Consider the following 17,155-nt stretch of genomic DNA (forward strand, 5'->3'; position numbering starts at 1 on the left):
CCGCCTCACGTTAGGGACGCTTGGCGAACCGGATGCGTCGGCGCCGTGAACCTTATGTTGCCGCGCGGTGAACACTTGGCGATCAGCGATGCATGTCCCCGTCTGCGACCCGGGACCTTCCCGCGTTAGCGTGTCGGCAGACCCCTAGCGAAGGAGCCCGCATGGCCGTCTGGTTCATCACCGGCTGCTCGACCGGCATCGGCCGGGCGACCGCCGAGCGCGCCGCGGAGGCGGGCCACCGGGTGGTCGCGACCGCGCGGCGCCCCGAGACGCTCGACGCCCTGGTCGCACGATTCCCCGACACGGTGCTCGCCCTCCCGCTCGAGGTGAGGGACGATGCGGCGGTCCAGACCGCGGTCGACGCCGCGCTGGCCCGCTTCGGCCGGGTGGACGTGCTGGTCAACAACGCCGGCATCGGCTTCTTCTCCACCATCGAGGAATCGGGCGCCGAGGACGCGCACGAGGTCATGGACGCGAACTTCTGGGGCGCCGCCGCGGTGACCACCGCGCTGCTGCCGCACCTGCGCGCGCAACGGTCGGGGCACATCTTCACCGTCTCGTCGATCGCGGGCGTGCGCGGCTCCGCGGGGCTCGGGTACTACTGCGCGTCGAAGTTCGCGATCTCCGGGCTCATGGAGGCGCTGGCCGCCGAGGTCGCGCACCTCGGCATCCGCGTCACGCTCCTCGAGCCGGGCCCGATCCGCACGTTGTGGATCCCGTCCGGCGCGAAGAACGAGGAGGTCCTCCCGGACTACGAGGACGTGATGCGCCCGTTCTGGGACCGCATCCACTCCCTGCCGGGCAACCAGCCCGGCTCCCCCGGCGCCGCCGCCGAGGCCATGCTGCGCCTCGCCGACGAGCCCGACCCGCCCCTCCACCTCATCTGCGGGCAGCACGCCGTCACCCAGACGCGGGCGAAGCTCGCGCGGCTCGAGGCCGAGGTCGACCGGTGGGAGGATCTCTCCCTGAGCATCGACAGGAAGGACTGACATGGCCGGCATCCCTGGAGGCAAGGCGCTCCACGCCCTCGTCGCGGCCGTGCTCGAGCACGGCATGCGATCGCTCACCAAGCCCGAGGGGCTCGCGGTCTCGCTGGTGCAGGAGAGCGGCACGGGCGATCGCACCCTCACCACCTTCACGGGCGTCGACGCCCAGAAGGCCGTGCGCGCCGCGCGCGACAAGGCCAAGGCGAGCACCGCCGAGCGCGTCGCCGTGGTGTGGGACGGTCGCCTCACCAGCAAGGAGGGCGACGAGTCCGCAGTGATGGTCCTCGCGCACGAGCGCGGCCAGCCCGGCACGCTCATCTTCGCGCAGCGTTACGAGGCGCAGGGCACGCGGGTCGAGCCCGTGGGCAACCCCGGCTTCGTGGGCGAGCGGGCACCGCTGCTCGGCTGACCCTCGGCCTCCCCCTCCCGTCGCCCCCGTCACCCCCGCCACCCCCCTGACAGAGGCAACGGAGTTCGACGCGACACGCCGGAGATCCGCGTCCCGTACGCCGCGACACGCGCGCGACCCGGGACCCACTCCATTGTCACTGTCCGGCGGGGGTGGGGCTTGCGCGCGCGACCCTTCGGGCTTACATTTCAAATGTGGTTGATGCAACGATTCTTGAAATGACGACCCGCGAGGACTCGCCGGAGCTCTCCGCGGCGTCGGCGGCGGTGCTCGCGGCGGTCGCGGACCCCCTCCGCCACGGCATCGTCCGCTACCTCGCCGCCCAGGGCGAGCAGTGCGTGTGCGACCTCCAGGCGGCCTTCCCCGTCAAGACCAACCTGCTGAGCTACCACCTCAAGACCCTCCGCGAGGCGGGGCTGCTCGTCTCGGACAAGCGCGGCCGCTGGGTCCACTACAGCGTCGCGCCCGACGCGGCGACGCTCCTGGCCCGGGCCCTCCCCCTCCCTGCGACGCCACGGCCATGAGCGCCACCGCGACCCGGGCATCGTCCCCTCATCCGTCGGCGCGGCTGCGCGGCGGGCTCCTCGGCGCACTCGGCGCGGCGGCCGCGATCATCGTGGCGGGGGACGCCGCCGTGGGCACGATGCTCGGAGGGCTCGGCGTCGACCTCGCCGCACGATGGGGTTCGGCGCTGCATTTCTGGGTCTACGAGTCCGCGAAGATCCTCACGCTCGTCGCGCTCATCACCTTCGCCGTCGGGGTGCTCGGCACGTGGCTCACGCCCGATCGCGTCCAGGCTCTGCTCAGCGGCCGGCGCGCCGGCGTGGGCAACCTGGCGGCCGCGGGGCTCGGCGTGCTCACGCCGTTCTGCTCGTGCTCGGCGGTCCCGCTCTACATGGGGCTCGTGCGCGCGGGCGTGCCCACCGGTGTGACGCTCAGCTTCCTCGTGGCGAGCCCGCTGGTCGACGGCGTGGCGCTCGCGCTGCTCGCGGGCATCGCGGGCTGGGGCGCCGCGGCCATCTACCTGGCGTTCGGCGTGACGCTCGCGGTCGGCGTCGGACTCGTGCTCGGCGGGCGCTCGCGCGGCGCCGCTCCCGCGCCCCGCATGCTCGGGCTCGCCATGGCCCCACCCGCGCGCCCGACCCTGGACGACCGCCTGCGCGCGGGCCTGCGCGAGTCACGTAAGCAGCTGCGGCGGCTGTGGCCGTGGGTCCTCGCCGCGCTGGCGGTCGGCGCCGCGGTGCACGGCTGGGTGCCCACCGAGGTGCTCGTCGGCGTCGGCGGCGCATGGTGGGGCGTGCCCGTCGCGGCGCTGGTCGGCATCCCGCTGTACTCGGGGACCGCCACCGCGGTGCCGCTCATCGCTCCCCTGCACGCCGCAGGGGTCCCGCTCGGCACGCTCATCGCGTTCCTCATGAGCGTGGTCGCCCTGTCCGTGCCGGAGATGGTCATGCTGCGCAAGGTGATGACCACGCGGCTGCTCGCCTCCTACGTGGCAACCGTCGCCGCGGGCATCGTCGCGATCGGCTACCTGCTCAACGCGGTCACGTAGCCGGAGCGGGCTCAGCCCGCGCGCCGCTCCCGGATGCGCGCGATCGCCTGCGGCAGCACGTCGCCCAGGTCGCCTACCACGCCGAAGTCCGCGATCTCGAAGATCGGGGCGTCCGGGTCGATGTTGACCGCGACGATGGTGCCAGAGGCCTGCATGCCGCCGCGGTGGTGCACCGCACCCGAGATGCCGCACGCGACGTACAGGGCGGGCGTCACGGTGGTGCCGGTCTGGCCCACCATGTGCTCGTGCGAGATCCAGCCCTCATCGGTCGCGTCACGCGACGCGCCGACCGCTCCGCCGAGCACGTCGGCGAGCTCGCGCACCAGGGTGTAGTCGCCCCCGGTGCCGCGACCGCCGGACACCACCACCGGCGCCTCTGCGAGCGGGACGCCCTCGGGCGCCGATACGGGCTCCACCACGACGACGGTCTCGCGCGCCTGCCGGAGGTCGGCCGCCACCTCCACCAGCGTCGCCGCACCCGGGGCCTCCCCCGCGATCGCCTGGGTGGTGTTCGGGCGGATGCCCACGATCGCGCGGTCCGCCTCGATGCGCGTGCGCACGTTCCACGTCGCGGCGAACACCGTCTGCATCGTCTCGACCCGGCCGTCGACCAGCTCGGCCCCCGCCGCGTCCACGACCACGCCCGCGCCGGTGGCGAGCGCGAGCCGCGTCGCGATCTCCTTGTTCACGAAGGTCGACACCATGAGCATCACCTCCGCGTCCGAGGTCGCCGCCCCCAGGGCCGCGGCGGCCACCGCGGGAAGGCGTGCCTCGTCGCCGACGGCGACCACGCGCACCTCGGCGGCGCCGTAGAGACCGAGCCGGGCGACCTCGGGAGCCTCGGGAGCCTCGCCGAGCCACACCGCGACGGGCGTGCCGAGCGAGCGCGCGAGCGTGAGCGCCTCGAAGGTGGGCTGGGTGACCTCGCCGGAGCGGGTCTCGACAAGGACGGCGACGGTGGTCATGCGAGGCCCTTCTCGAGCAGGAAGTCGGCGAGCTGCGTGCCGGCGTCGCCCGTGTCCGTGACGGTGACGCGGTTCTCGCGCGGCGGGCGCGGCGACGCGTCGACGACGACGGTGCGCGCGGCACCCGCGCCCACGGCCGCGGGGTCGATACCCAGGTCCGCGAGCGCCCACGTGGTCACGGGCTTCGAGCGTGCGGCCATGATGAGCTTGAAGTTGGGGTAGGGCGGCTTGTTGGCCTCGTCGGTGACGGACACCACCGCGGGCAGCGGCGCGGACACGGTCTCGTGAGCATCGGGAAGATGGCGGACGATGGTCGCGGCGCCGTCCTCGACGGTGAGCCCCGAGGCAAGCGTGAGCTGCGACCAGTCGAGCTCCACCGCCAGCGCCGTCGGGAGCATCGAGGTGAGGCCGTCGAGCGCGGCCATGCCCGTCACCACCAGGTCGAGCGGCGCCTCGTCGTGCACCTTGCGCACCGCCGCGGCGATGACCTTCGCGGTGCCGAACACGTCGGAACCGGCGATCGCGGCGTCCGAGACGTGGATCGCGTGGTCGACGCCCAGCTGAAGCGCCTTGCGGACCGCGGCCACCGCATCGTCACCGCCGACGGTGAGGGCGTAGACCTCGCCCTCGCCCGCGGCCTCCTTGAGCTGGAGGGCGGCCTCGACGGCGTTCTCGTCGAGCTCGTTCATGGTCCCGTCGTCGCCCGTGCGGGTCACCGCGCCCTCCGTGAAGGAGCGCTGCGACTGCAGGTCGGGCACGAACTTCACCGTCACCAGGATGCGCATATGGGACACCCTAACGGGCGGCGAGCGGCGCTCGAGCGGGCCAGATCGGGCCGCGAGGGGGAATCACCTGCGAACGTTCACAGTTGTCGGATAACAATATGGACATGAGCGCCCCGACCGTCGAGCCGTCGCCCAACCCGCAGCGCCTCGGCGTGCACCTGGTGGAGGGCGGTGCCAACGTCGCGGTCTTCGCCGCGCACGCGACCGCCATGCACCTGTGCCTGTTCTCGGAGGACGACCGCACCGAGACCCGCATCGCGTTGCGCGGCCCGCGCAACGGCATCTGGCACGGGTTCATCCCCGGCATCGAGGCGGGCCAGCGCTACGGCTTCCGCGTCACCGGCCCGTGGAACCCCAAGCAGGGGCACCGCTACAACCCGGCGAAGCTGCTGCTCGACCCCTACGGCCGCGGCATCGAGGGCCGGATGACCCCCATGACCGACCCGGGCGCCCGCGCGCTCCTGAGCTCGCGGGATGCTACGGACTCGGCGCCGCTCATGCCGCGCTCGGTGGTGACGCGCAAGCCGTCGGGGCCGTGGCAGACGCCCCACCCCCGCGTGCGGTGGACGGACACGGTGATCTACGAGACCCACGTCAAGGGGTTCACCAAGACGATGCCGGGCGTGCCCGAGGAGCTTCGCGGCACCTACGCCGGGCTCGCCCACCCCGCCGCGATCGACTACCTCAACGAGCTCGGGGTCACCGCCGTCGAGCTGCTCCCCGTCCACGCGTTCGCGCCCGAGCCGCACCTCGAGCACGGCGGCCTCGACTCCTACTGGGGCTACTCGACGCTCGGCTTCTTCGCGCCGCACGCGGGGTACGCGACCGAGGCCGCGCGCGCGGCGGGGGCGCAGGCCGTGCAGGACGAGTTCTGCGGGATGGTCGACCTCCTCCATCAGGGCGGCCTCGAGGTCATCCTCGACGTGGTCTACAACCACACGTGCGAGGGATCGAGCTCCGACCGCGTGCTGTCGTGGAAGGGCCTCGACAACCGTGTCTACTACCGCAGCCAGACCCACGCACCGCAGCACTACGACGACACCACCGGCACGGGCAACACCCTCGACTTCGGCCACCCCTTGGTGAGCAAGATGGCGCTCGACTCGCTTCGGTACTGGGCCACCGAGATGCATGTCGACGGCTTCCGCTTCGACCTCGCGGCGACGCTCGGCCGGACGATGCAGGGATTCTCGAGCGACCACCCCTTCCTCGTGGGCCTCATCACCGACCCTGTCCTCAGCGGCCTCAAGCTCATCGCGGAGCCGTGGGACATCGGCCTCGGCGGCTGGCAGGTGGGCAACTTCCCGCAGCCGATGGCCGAGTGGAACGACAGGTTCCGCGACTACACGCGCGCCTTCTGGCTCCAGTGGGGCGCCGCATCGTCCGGTCAGCGGCACCACCCCACCGCGCCCGAGCTCGCCACGCGGATCGCCGGCTCCTCCGACCTCTTCGGCCACTCGGAGCCGTACGGCATGCGCGGGCCGATCGCCTCGGTGAACTTCATCACCGCGCACGACGGCTTCACGGCGCACGATCTGACGGCGTACAACCACAAGCACAACGAGGCCAACGGCGAGGACAACCGCGACGGCACGGACAACAACCGGTCCTTCAACCACGGCGTCGAGGGCGCGACCGACGACCCGGACATCCTGCACGCCCGCCGCCGGTCGATGCGCAACATGCTCGGCACGCTGCTGCTGTCCGCGGGCACGCCCATGATCCTGGGCGGCGACGAGCTCGGGCGCTCCCAGGGCGGCAACAACAACGCGTACTGCCAGGACAACGAGATCTCCTGGTTCGACTGGGAGCTCGAGGACTGGCAGGTCGCGCTCAAGGACTCGGTGGCCGAGCTGCTGCGGCTGCGCCGCGCGCACAAGGTGCTGCGGCCCGGCCGGTTCTACGACGGCGTCGACTACAACCCCACGGACGCGCTGTTCCGCGCCGACTCCGCCTGGTTCCGCCACGACGGCGAGCACGAGGACGAGGAGTGGTGGGAGGACCCGGACACGCGGGTGGTCCAGTTCATGCGCTCGCTGTCGGACGAGTCGCAGGCCGATGCGCTCGTGGTGGTCAACGGCAACGACTACGCCGTCGACGTGCGGATCCCCGAGGACCAGGGCCTGCCCTGGCGCCTCGCGTGGGACAGCGCGTGGGACTCGCTCGACGAGCGCACGGACGCCCTGGTCGCGCCGGGCTCGACCGAGGCGATGGAGGCGCTGTCGCTGCGCCTCTACCTCACCGACCCCGGTGAGTGACCGCCCGGCCCAGGGATGAGGCCACCGCGCACTCCTTGCCGTTGAGGGTGAACGCGTCGACCGGGACCGCGCCCTCCTCGCTCGCTCCCGCGAGCCGCACGGTCACCGCGCGTCCGGGTCGGAGCTCGGCCGTCCGGCTCGAGTCGACGAGCACCACCCTCGAGCCCGCCTGGAGGTAGTCCCCCGGCTCGGCCGACGTGAGCTGCTCGTCCCCCGCGAAGTCCCAGGCGAGCCACCAGCCCCGCATCGTGGTCGCGGTGTCGTTGCGCAGCTGCAGGGTCGCGCGGAACCCGCCGCGCGCGTCCGTGACGCGGTAGCTCACCGTGCAGGGCGCGGGGATCTCGCCGAGCGCATCCAGGGCCGCCGTCAGCTGCGCCGCCGCCGCGTCGACCTGGTCCTGCGTGGGGCGATCCGCGGCGAGGACGATGCGCGCGATCTCGAGCGCCTGGTCCACCGCCGCGAGCGCCGCGGCGTCGTGCGCGTCGCGGTCGAGCGACTCGGCCTCGTCGACGGCGTCCGCGAGCGCCGCGGTGTCGACGTCGCTCGCGACCGGCGTGATCGAGAAGTCGTCGATCCAGACGTAGTCGCCCGCACCGCCGGAGCCCCTCGCGCCGACGGTGACGGTCGCGCCGTCGGGGACCTCCAGCACCAGCTCGGGGTAGTCCCACGCCCCCCAGCCGGTGAGGCTGAACGGAGCAGACCGCTCCGCTCCGTCGATGCTCGCGACCAGGGCCACCGCGAGGTCCGCGTCCGTGACGTCCTCGCCGTGCGCTCCCGCGGTGAGCACGTACGCGCCGGCCGGCAGCGCGACCTCCTGCGTCACCGCGAAGGCCCACGGCGCGTCGTCCCAGACGTTGACCGCCTGCTTGCCCACCGGGCTCCAGTCGTCCGCGAGCACCCAGAACGTCTCGGGCCAGGGGTCCGCGACCAGGGACCACGGCGCCACGTCGGGCTCGCCCGCATCGTCCACCGCCTCGAAGCCGGGGTTCGCCAGCAGGTCGCCGTCGACGACGGTGACCGTGGCCGTCGCCTTCCAGCCGCCAGCGGTGGTCCCGCTGACCGAGTACACCCCGGGCGACGTGATCCACGCGATCGAGCCGGACCACGCGACCGCCTCCGTCGAGTCGGTGCCGTCGTACGCGGTCACCGTGACCTCGGCGGGCAGCGGGATCTCCTCGCCCAGCACCGCCTCGACCGCGACCGGCGCGATGGCCGGGTCGGGAGGCGTGGCGCCGTCGATCAGCGTCAGGCCCGCGAGGGCCGCCTCGAGCGCGAGCGTGACCTGGTCGACGTCCTCCTGCACGGGCCGGGACGACGCGAGCACGTTGTGCGCCGCCTCGAGCGCGGCGTCGAGCATCGCGAGCGACTCCGGCGTGTACACGTCGCGCGAGACGGCCTCGGCACGATGCACGAGCCCGGCGAGCGCCGACGTGTCGATGGTCGAGGTCGCCGCGCGCGTCAGCGTAACGTCGTCGATCCAGCCCCATGCTCCCGCCTCGCCGGAGCCCCAGATGCCGATGGTGAGGACGCCCGACGCGCCGACCGTCACGTCGAACCCCGGCTCGTCCCACGCCGCCCAGCCGGTCAGCGAGAAGTCGGCGTTCCCGCCGGGCGAGTCCGAGGCCCACGCGTAGAGGTTGAGGCTCAACGCCGCGACCCCGTGCGCCGCCGCGGACAGGTGGTACTCGCCCGGCGGAAGGTCGGTGATGGTCTGCTTCATCTCGACCTCGTACGCGGCCCCGTCGTAGACGTTGACCGCCCACTCCCCGCGGAGGTTCTGCGACCCGACCTCGTGCTTGACCCAGAACGTCGACGGCCACGGGTCGGCCTCGAGCGCCCAGCCCGGGAGGGCGTCGCCCTGCTCGAAGTCGCCGTTGACCACCAGGTTCTCCGCGAGCACCGTCACGGTCGCGACGGTCGGGTAGCCGCTCGCCGTGGTGCCCGAGACCGCGTACTCGCCCGGACCGGCGATGAACGCCTCCGAGCCGGACCAGGCGACGGCCTCGTCGACCGTGCTGCCGTCGTTGAAGCTCACCTCGACCGTCGCCGGCATCGTCACGGCCTCGCCGTCCTCGAACGTGAGCACGGGATGCTCGACCGCCTCGACCGCGAGGTCCGTCACGGCGCCGGTGTCGACGTAGCGGAACACGTTCAGCGACGGCAGGGGGGTGCCGTCGAAGTCGAACAGCGCCTGGTTCTCCCACGCCGAGCCGCCGTACCAGACGCCCGCATCGTCCGGGTCGTACTCCCCCGCGAAGCTCGACGCCCAGCCCGAGCCGTGGCGCTCCCACAGGACCTTGTTGCGCTCGAGCTGAGCGGGGGTGCCCACGGGCAGCCACGTGGGCTCCCAGTAGTAGACGCCGATGCCGGCCTCGCCGACGTCGGCGACGGCCTGGATGACGTCCGCGACGGCACGCGCCTGCCCCTGGGCGCTCACGGGATACGCCGTGGCCTCGGCCGGCTGATCGATGACGTTGGGGTGACCGTCGCCGTCCTCGAGCGTGGACACCCACGAGGTCTCCGCGACCATCACCTGCTTGTCGTAGTCCTCGGCCACGTCCGACAGGACGGCCGTGAGGTTGTCGAGGCTGCCGTGCCAGAACGGGTAGTACGAGCTCGCGAACACGTCGTAGTCGACGCCGCGCGCGTCGAGGGCCGCGGCGTAGCCCGCGTACCGGCCCGCGGTCTCGGGGTTGGTGAAGTGGAGAGCGACCAGCGCGGCGGGGTACACCGCGCGCACGGCGCGCGAGCCGGCGCTGAAGATCTGCGCCATCCCGTCCCAGCCGGTCACGCCCGCCACGCCGTTGTTGGTCTCGTTGCCCACCTGGACCATGCGCACATCGACCTTCGCCTTGCGCATCTTCCTTAGGGTCGCGGCAGTGTAGGCCTCGACGGCGTCCGCCTTCTCGGCCGTGCTCAGGCCCGCCCACGCCTTGGGCGCCTGCTGCTTGCCGGGGTCGGCCCAGAAGTCCGAGTAGTGGAAGTCGACGAGCACGCCCAGCCCTGCCTTGGTCGCGCGCTTGCCGATCTCGACCGCACGGGCCGCGTCGACCGTCCCGCCCCCGTAGCCGTTGCCGACGGCGTCGAACGGGTCGTTCCACACGCGGATCCGGACATCTGTCACCCCCGCGTCCGCGAGCAGACGGAACAGGTCGCGCGGCTTGCCCTTGGCGTCGCGGAACACCACGCCGGACTCCTCCAGCGCGATCACCGAGGACACGTCCACACCCTTGATGAAGCCCTCGGGCAGGTTCTCGACCTTGTCGACGAAGATCTCGGCATCCACCGGCCCTGACGGCTCCAGCGGCGCGGTGGGGCGCGGCTTGGCGCCCGCCGGCGAGGCGAGCAGCAGGGCGAGGGCGGCGACGGCGGCGGTGGCCGCTCCGGCGCGAAGGAGGCGCAGCATGATCAGTCCCTTCGATCGACGTTGATCGGGCGGGAGGCCCGCGGTGCTGTGACCGCTCTCAGACTGGCACAGAAGGGACGAATCCGCATCTCGAGCCCACGCGGCGGCGAGGCGCTCGGGAGCGCTCCCGGGGTTCTCTCGACCGTTCGCGCCCTCTCCCCTGCGAGGCGCTCGATGCCCGATCTCGCAGATCTCGGGCGCTCACCACCTCGCAGGGCGCGCGCACGCCGCGGTGCGGGGACAACGCCAGCGGGTCCGGTCCGGGGACATCCCCGGACCGGACCCGCACGCATGCACGTGGCGCCTCAGGACTCCCGCCGCGCACCCATCAGGGAGAGCGAGCCGCCGAGCGCGAGCAGCAGCAGCGCGCCCAGCAGGATGGGCAGCACCTCGGCACCCGTGCTCGAGAGGAACCCGTCGTCCTCCGGTGCGAGCACCTCGAACGCCAGCTCCCCGAGCAGGGTCCCCTCCTCGTCGAGCACGCGCACGTGGTGGGTGCCCGGCTCGAGGTCGGTCGGGATGGTGACCGTCGCGGTCGCCGTGCCGTCGACCGCCGTCGCGTCGGCGAGCTTGCGGTAGGTGCTCGCCACGCCGATCTCGACGGACTCGACCTCGAGGCCCGTCACCGTGACCGTGACCGTGTCACCCGCGCGGATGGCCGCGGAGGACAGCGAGATCGCGACGCCCGCGGCCTCCTCGGTCGGCTCCGACGACGGATCCGCTGTCGGCTCGACGGTGGGATCCGTGGTCGGGTCCGTCGTCGGCTCGGTCGAGGGCTCATCGGTGGGCTCCTCCGCGACCTCGACGAGCGCCGCGATCGCCTCGGTCACCAGCACCGTCGCCTCGTCCACCCGAGCCTGGGTGGCGAGCTCCGACGCGAGGACGATCTCGCCCTTCTCGACCGCGAGGTCGAGCGCCGCGAGCGACGCGTCGGTGTACAACGTGCGGTCGATGGCACGGGCCGCGGCGATCGCCTCCTCGAGGGCCGACGTGTCGACGGCCTCGCTCGCGACGCGCACCAGCGAGAAGTCGTCGAGCCACACGTAGTCGCCGGCGTCGCCGGAGCCCGTCGCACCCACGGTGAGCGTGCCGGAGCCGTCGACCGTGACGGCGAGCGTCGGGTCGTCCCAGGCACCCCAGCCAGTCAGGGTGAAGGGCGCGGCGAGGGCGCCCGTCGCATCGTCCGCGACCAGGTCCATGACCAATCCGGCCGCGCCCTCGTCGGAGCCGTGGCCGCCGGCGCTGAGCTCGTAGTCGCCGGGCGCGAGCCCGGTGACCTCCTGCGTCACCGAGAAGCCGAACGGCGCCTCGTCGTACACGTTGACGGCGTAGGCGTCCCTGGCGCTCCACTCGTTGGCGTAGACCCAGAAGGTCGCTGGCCACGGGTCGGCCGCGAACGTCCAGCCCGCATCGTCACCCGTCTCGAAGCCGGGGTTGACGATCCAGTTGCGGGCGGTGACCGTGATCGTCGCCGTCGCCGCCCAGCCGTTCTCGGTCACGCCCGAGACCGTGTAGACGCCTGGGCCGTCGATCCAGCCGACCGCGGCGCTCCACGTCACCGACTCGGTCGTGGTGGTGCCGTCGAAGGCGACCACCGAGACCGTCGACGGCAGCACGATCGCGTCGCCCTCGACCACGGTCAGCGCCACCGGCGTGACGGTCGGGTCGGGGGCGTCGCCCGTGAGCTCGAGGCCTGCCATGGCCGCCGCGAGCGCATCGGTCACCGCGTCGACGGTCGCCTGGGAGGCGCGCGAGGATGCGAGCACCACGTCCGCGCGCTCGAGCACGGCGTCGAGCGCCGCGAGCGAGTCCTCGGTGTAGTAGTCGCGGTCGATGGCCTTCGCCTGCGCGACCTTGGTGGCGAGCGCCGACGTGTCCGCCGTCGCGGACTCCTTCTTCACGAGCGTGACGTCGTCGATCCAACCCCACGCGCCCGCGGCGCCGCCGCCCCAGATCCCGACGTGGAGCATGCCGTCGGCGCCCACCTCGACGTCGATCGACGGCTTCTTCCACGCGGCCCAGCCGGTGAGGCCGAAGCCTGCGTCGGTGCTGCCCGCATCGTTCCACGCGTACAGGCTCAGCTCGAGCTCGGGCGCACCGTGCGCCTGGGCGCTCAGGGTGTACGTCCCGGGCTCGAGACCCGCGACGTCCTGCTTCATCTCGAACTCGAAGGCTGCGGAGTCGAAGAGGTTGACCGCCCAGGTCCCGTGGACGTTCGCGGGCTCGGCCTTGACCCAGAAGGTCTCGGGCCACGGGTCCGCCTCGAAGGACCACGGCGCGACGGAGGCGTCGCCGTTCTCGAAGTCCCCGTTGACGATGAGATTGACGGCCCTGACCACCACGGTCGCGGTGGTGCGATGGCCCTCGTCGGTGACGCCCGAGATCGAGTACGTGCCCGGACCCGCGATGAGGTCGACGGCGTCGCTCCACGTCACCGCCTGCGCCTCGACGGACGAGTCGTTGTAGGTGACCTCGACCGTGCCGGGCAGCACGACGGCGTCGCCGTCCTGGACCGTGACGGTGGGCTTCTCGATCGCGACGACCTCGCGTGGTGCGACCGCGCCGGTGCGCGCGTACTGGAACACGCGGAGCGACTCGAGCGGGTTGCCGTCGACGTCGAAGAGCGCCTGGTTCTCCCAGGCCGAGCCGCCGTACCAGACGCCAGCATCGGCCGCGTCGTACTCGCCGGCGAAGCTGGATGCCCAGCCCGAGCCGTACTCCTCCCAGAGCAGCTTGTTGGACTCCACCTCGGCGGGCGTGCCGACGGGCAGCCACGCGGGCTCCCAGTAGAAGACGCCGATGCCGGCGTCGCCGATCGCGCTCACCGCGGCGATGACGTCGCGGACGGCGCTCGCCTGGCCCTGGACGCTCGCCGGGTACTTGCCCGCGAGGTCCGCCTCGGTCTTGATGACGTTGGGGTGGCCGTCGCCGTCCTCGAGCGTGTACGCCCAGGAGGTCTCCGCGACCATGACCTGCTTGCCGTAGGTGTCCGCCACGTCCGACAGGACGGCGGTGAGGTTGGCGAGGTCGCCGTGCCAGTACGGGTAGTACGAGCTCGCGAAGACGTCGTAGTCGACACCGCGCGCGTCGAGCGCGGCGGCGTAGCCGGCGTAGCGGCCGGCCGTCTCAGGGTTGGTGAAGTGCACCGCGACCTGGGCGTCCGGGAGCACGTCGCGCACGGCGGACGAGCCTGCGCTGAAGATCTCCGCCATGCCGTCCCAGCCGGTGACGCCGGCCACCGCGCCGTTGGTCTCGTTGCCGACCTGGACCATGCCGACGTCGACGCCGGCGTCCTCCATGCCCTGCAGCGCGTCGGCGGTGAACTCCTCGACCGCGTCAGCCTTCTCGGCCACGCTCAGCCCCGCCCACGCCTTGGGCGCCTTCTGCTTCGCCGGGTCGGCCCAGAAGTCCGAGTAGTGGAAGTCGACCAGCACGCGCATGCCCGCCTCGGTCGCGCGCACCCCGATCTCGGTCGCCCGCGCGACGTCGACCGTGCCGCCGCCGTAGCCGTTGCCGTCGGCGTCGAACGGGTCGTTCCACACGCGGACGCGGACGTAGTTGACGTCGGCCTCCGCGAGCACGTCGAAGAGGTCGGCGGGCGCGCCATCGAAGTCGCGGAACGTCACACCGCTGTCCTCGAGCGCGACGAGCGACGAGACGTCGACGCCGTTGATGAAGTCGGAGGCGAGACCCTCGACCTTCGCGACGTGGAGGCCCGCCTCGACGGGCTCGTCGACCGCCGCCACAGCGATACCCGAGCCGAGGACCACTCCTCCGAGCGCGACCGATGCGGCCGTGGCCGCGGACCTGAGATTGAGACTCATGCTTCCTTCCCATGGATCGACGTTGATCAGCGCCGGCGGGGTCCGGCCCGTCCGGACGTCGATGTCCGGACGCCCACGGCCTCGGCCGCCGCACAGCGCGTCCCGCTGAGGGCGCGCCATGTCGCACGTTGCTGTGAGCGGTCCCAATGTTATCGTCACCATCGCCTGGCGCAACAGGCGCTTGGGGATCGTGACCGATCTGTTACCGGTCCCGGTCGAGAGGCCGAGAGGCGGCGCGGGTGCCGAGCGCGCGTGCCGCCGCTCCCCGCTGGCGCTCCCCCGCCCCCTTCCCCACCTCTGTGAGGTGCTGAGTGCCCGATCTCACCGGATTCGAGCACTCAGCACCTCGCAGGACGCCCGGGCGGGAGGACGGGACACCGGGTCCGCCGCGGGAGGCGCAGAGAAGCCCGGGGCGGTCTCCCGCCCCGGGCTCCTCTCTGGAAGGAAGGCCGGTCAGCCCTTGACGGAGCCGGCCGTGAGGCCTCCCACGATGTAGCGCTGCAGCGCGAGGAAGAGCACCAGCACGGGCAGCGCGGCGATCACTGTGCCCGCGGAGAAGATGCCCCAGCGCGCCGTCAGCTGGTCCGAGACCCACTGGTACATGCCGACAGCGAGCGTCCAGTTCTCGGAGGACACGAGGATGATCCTCGCGAGGATGAAGTCGCCGAACGCCGAGATGAACGCCAACAGGCCCACCACCGCGAGCACGGGGCGCACGAGCGGGATGATCATGCCCCAGAAGATCTGCGAGTGGCTGGCGCCGTCGATCTTCGCGGCCTCGTCCATCTCCATCGGGATGGAGTTGAAGAAGCCGTACATGAGGAAGGTGTTCGCGCCGAGCGCGGTGCCCAGGTACACGCAGATCAGGGCGATCTTCGAGTTGATGCCCAGCGCCGGGATCACCTCGCCCAACGAGATGAGCAGCAGGAACACGGCCACGAACGCCACGGTCTGCGGGAACATCTGGAGGATAAGCAGGCCGGTCAGCGACGTGCGGCGGCCCTTGAAGCGGAACCGCGAGAACGCGTACGCGGCCGCGGCCCCCATGAGGACCGCGCCGATGGCCGCCGCGATGCCGATGATGAGCGTGTTGCCCACCCAGGTCCAGAACAGCGTGTCGTTGAGCTCCTGGTAGTTGTTGAGGCTGATCGAGCCGAAGAGCCGCTGCGTGCCGGCGAGGCTGCCGCGCTCGTCGAGCGAGGCCGAGAGCACGAAGACCAGCGGGAACGCGGCGTAGAAGATGATGACCGCCGCGAGGGGGTACTTCCACCCGACCTCGAGCCACCACCGCGAGCGGCGCGTGGGCTGGCGACGGTGCGTCGAGCTGGTCGTGGGCGCGGTGGTGGCCATCAGAACTCCTCGAGCTTCTTGGTCTGGCGGAAGGCGAGCGCGGAGACGATGCCGACCACGACGAACACCACGATGGACAGGGCCGCGGCGAGGCCGTAGTCGGCGCGGCCGCCTGCCACGCCCGAGATCTGGTAGATCGCCGAGATGAGGATGTCGGTCGCGCCTAACGGCACGCTCGTATCGTCGAATCGTGGCCCGCCGTTGGTGAGCATGTAGATGATCGTGAAGTTGTTGAAGTTGAACGCGAACGAGGCGATCGCGAGCGGCGCCGTCGACACGAGCAGCAGCGGGAACGTGATCGACCGGAACTGGCGCCAGCGGCCGGCGCCGTCGATCTTGGCCGCCTCGGTCGTCTCGGAGGGCAGCGACTGGAGCGCGCCGGTGCACACGAGGAACCAGTAGGGGTAGCTCAGCCACAGGTTGACGAACAGGATCGAGAACCGCGCGAGCCAGGGGTCGCCCAGCCAGTTGATGTCGGCCCCGAAGAAGAACCACTTGTTGATGATGCCGAACTCGGGGTTGAGCATGCCTCGCCACAGCAGCGCCGTGAGGAACGCGGGGAACGCGTACGGGAGGATGAAGAGCGTGCGCAGCGTCTTCCTGCCGCGCAGGCGGTCGTCGTTATAGACGATCGCGAAGAACAGGCCCAGCAGGAAGCTCGACACCACGGTGAGGACCGCGAACGCGAACGTCCACGCGGTCACCCGCAGCAGCGGCTTCGCGTACTCGGGGTCGGTGACGGCCTTGGTGAAGTTCTCGAAGCCGACGTTGACGTACCAGCCCGCCGGGAGCGTCGAGCCGTCGTCGCCCACGAAGGTGCCGCGGTCGTTCGGCGTGTAGACGACGCCCGAGTCCACGTCGGTGAGGGTGTCCGCGTCCTCGTCCCATACGAGCGAGGAGCGGTAGACCTTGGCGGTCGAGCCCTCGCGGGTGCGCAGCGAGCCGTCGTCCGCCTCGTCGGAGACCGCGACGCGCAGCGCCGTGACGTCCTGCGCGAGCGCCTGGTCCTTGAGGAGATCCGTCACCGGGACGACCTCCCAGCCGTCGACCTCGGTGGGACGCCCGCTGTCGTCGACCGCGCCGTCGACCTCGGCCAGCGGCTCGTCCGCCGTGCCGACCTCGACCACGCCGTCCTCGCTGATCGCGAAGCCGATGGTGTCGCCGTCGCGCACCACGGCGAGCGGGTACGAGGGCGAGCCCTCGACCTCGCGCTCGGCCTGGATGAGCGCGGCGTCGATCGCCTGGGACTTGCTGACGTTGTGGCCCGCGCCGTAGTTCGTGGTCGCCACGTACGCCGTGTAGATCATCGTGAAGACCTGGAAGACCAGCAGGAACACGAGCCCCGGGTAGATGTACTTCATCGGCAGCATGCGCCGCGAGAAGTAGACCCAGTCGGCGATCGCGAGCAGGACGATGGAGGCGCCGAGGATCACCCATGCCTGGGCGTTCCACGCCGACATGATCGCGCTCACGCCGAGCGCGTTGACGATCATCATCAGCAGGAGCTTCGCGATGAAGCCCCAGCCCAGGCCTGTCCAGCGCCGCGAGTGCGCGTCCGTGCTCTGGCTCGGCGCCGGCGCGGTGGTCTCCGTCGACATCAGTTCTCCTGCTCCCGTCTGG

11 protein-coding genes are annotated in these 17,155 nt (G+C 71.8%); 5 read left to right on the forward strand and 6 right to left on the reverse strand.

Going from position 1 to position 17,155, the window contains the following annotated elements; translation table 11 throughout:
• The first annotated feature begins 161 nt into the window (after nucleotides 1-161).
• The 4 genes from AOM09_RS07510 to AOM09_RS07525 all read left to right on the forward strand — a co-directional run bounded on the left by AOM09_RS07510 (nucleotide 162) and on the right by AOM09_RS07525 (nucleotide 2,947).
• On the forward strand, nucleotides 162-989 hold the full coding sequence (locus AOM09_RS07510; protein ID WP_062386278.1) for an oxidoreductase: 828 nt from the start codon (nucleotides 162-164) through the stop codon (nucleotides 987-989).
• A 1-nt stretch (nucleotide 990) separates the two neighbouring features.
• Nucleotides 991-1,395 carry a hypothetical protein gene (locus AOM09_RS07515; RefSeq protein WP_062386282.1) on the forward strand — a complete coding sequence of 135 codons (405 nt, stop codon included), beginning with the start codon at nucleotides 991-993 and terminating at the stop codon, nucleotides 1,393-1,395.
• A 218-nt stretch (nucleotides 1,396-1,613) separates the two neighbouring features.
• A complete protein-coding gene (locus AOM09_RS07520) occupies nucleotides 1,614-1,919 on the forward strand; it encodes an ArsR/SmtB family transcription factor (RefSeq protein WP_062386285.1) in 306 nt (101 codons plus the stop codon).
• Entirely contained in the window at nucleotides 1,916-2,947 is a 1,032-nt protein-coding gene (locus AOM09_RS07525) for a permease (RefSeq protein WP_062386288.1), read from the forward strand. Before AOM09_RS07520 ends, AOM09_RS07525 begins: the two co-directional genes overlap by 4 nt.
• Nucleotides 2,948-2,958: 11 nt before the next feature.
• On the opposite strand, the gene AOM09_RS07530 is transcribed toward AOM09_RS07525, so the two are convergent.
• Nucleotides 2,959-3,912, reverse strand: a complete 954-nt coding sequence (locus AOM09_RS07530; RefSeq protein WP_062386292.1) for an electron transfer flavoprotein subunit alpha/FixB family protein — start codon at nucleotides 3,910-3,912, stop codon at nucleotides 2,959-2,961.
• Nucleotides 3,909-4,697 carry an electron transfer flavoprotein subunit beta/FixA family protein gene (locus AOM09_RS07535; RefSeq protein ID WP_062386295.1) on the reverse strand — a complete coding sequence of 263 codons (789 nt, stop codon included), beginning with the start codon at nucleotides 4,695-4,697 and terminating at the stop codon, nucleotides 3,909-3,911. Before AOM09_RS07535 ends, AOM09_RS07530 begins: the two co-directional genes overlap by 4 nt.
• Before the next feature lie 104 nt (nucleotides 4,698-4,801).
• Between AOM09_RS07535 and glgX the strand changes: the two genes are divergently transcribed.
• Nucleotides 4,802-6,955, forward strand: coding sequence for a glycogen debranching protein GlgX (gene glgX, locus AOM09_RS07540; RefSeq protein ID WP_228375083.1), 2,154 nt, complete (start codon nucleotides 4,802-4,804; stop codon nucleotides 6,953-6,955).
• On the opposite strand, the gene AOM09_RS15635 is transcribed toward glgX, so the two are convergent.
• The 4 genes from AOM09_RS15635 to AOM09_RS07560 all read right to left on the reverse strand — a co-directional run bounded on the left by AOM09_RS15635 (nucleotide 6,936) and on the right by AOM09_RS07560 (nucleotide 17,133).
• The gene (locus tag AOM09_RS15635; RefSeq protein WP_062386302.1) at nucleotides 6,936-10,361 is read right to left on the reverse strand and encodes a glycosyl hydrolase 53 family protein; all 3,426 of its coding nucleotides are present in this window, start codon (nucleotides 10,359-10,361) and stop codon (nucleotides 6,936-6,938) included. The genes glgX and AOM09_RS15635 overlap by 20 nt on opposite strands.
• Nucleotides 10,362-10,666: 305 nt before the next feature.
• A complete protein-coding gene (locus AOM09_RS15640) occupies nucleotides 10,667-14,185 on the reverse strand; it encodes a glycosyl hydrolase 53 family protein (protein WP_082098939.1) in 3,519 nt (1,172 codons plus the stop codon).
• A 453-nt stretch (nucleotides 14,186-14,638) separates the two neighbouring features.
• Complete coding sequence (locus AOM09_RS07555) at nucleotides 14,639-15,535, reverse strand: sugar ABC transporter permease (protein ID WP_062386305.1); 897 nt, start codon at nucleotides 15,533-15,535, stop codon at nucleotides 14,639-14,641.
• Nucleotides 15,535-17,133 (reverse strand): ABC transporter permease subunit, encoded by a 1,599-nt coding sequence (locus tag AOM09_RS07560; protein ID WP_062386308.1) that lies wholly within the window; start codon nucleotides 17,131-17,133, stop codon nucleotides 15,535-15,537. Before AOM09_RS07560 ends, AOM09_RS07555 begins: the two co-directional genes overlap by 1 nt.
• Nucleotides 17,134-17,155: the final 22 nt, after the last annotated feature.

The sequence above is a fragment of the Demequina iriomotensis genome (assembly GCF_000971395.1).
Classification (GTDB): domain Bacteria; phylum Actinomycetota; class Actinomycetes; order Actinomycetales; family Demequinaceae; genus Demequina; species Demequina iriomotensis.

Excerpts from the sequence above, each read along its gene's own strand:
- AOM09_RS07510 (WP_062386278.1), top strand. The coding sequence starts at position 162 with ATGGCCGTCTGGTTCATCACCGGCTGCTCGACCGGCATCGGCCGGGCG.
- AOM09_RS07515 (WP_062386282.1), top strand. The coding sequence starts at position 991 with ATGGCCGGCATCCCTGGAGGCAAGGCGCTCCACGCCCTCGTCGCGGCC.
- AOM09_RS07520 (WP_062386285.1), top strand. The coding sequence starts at position 1,614 with ATGACGACCCGCGAGGACTCGCCGGAGCTCTCCGCGGCGTCGGCGGCG.
- AOM09_RS07525 (WP_062386288.1), top strand. The coding sequence starts at position 1,916 with ATGAGCGCCACCGCGACCCGGGCATCGTCCCCTCATCCGTCGGCGCGG.
- AOM09_RS07530 (WP_062386292.1), bottom strand. The coding sequence starts at position 3,912 with ATGACCACCGTCGCCGTCCTTGTCGAGACCCGCTCCGGCGAGGTCACC.
- AOM09_RS07535 (WP_062386295.1), bottom strand. The coding sequence starts at position 4,697 with ATGCGCATCCTGGTGACGGTGAAGTTCGTGCCCGACCTGCAGTCGCAG.
- glgX (WP_228375083.1), top strand. The coding sequence starts at position 4,802 with ATGAGCGCCCCGACCGTCGAGCCGTCGCCCAACCCGCAGCGCCTCGGC.
- AOM09_RS15635 (WP_062386302.1), bottom strand. The coding sequence starts at position 10,361 with ATGCTGCGCCTCCTTCGCGCCGGAGCGGCCACCGCCGCCGTCGCCGCC.
- AOM09_RS15640 (WP_082098939.1), bottom strand. The coding sequence starts at position 14,185 with ATGAGTCTCAATCTCAGGTCCGCGGCCACGGCCGCATCGGTCGCGCTC.
- AOM09_RS07555 (WP_062386305.1), bottom strand. The coding sequence starts at position 15,535 with ATGGCCACCACCGCGCCCACGACCAGCTCGACGCACCGTCGCCAGCCC.
- AOM09_RS07560 (WP_062386308.1), bottom strand. The coding sequence starts at position 17,133 with ATGTCGACGGAGACCACCGCGCCGGCGCCGAGCCAGAGCACGGACGCG.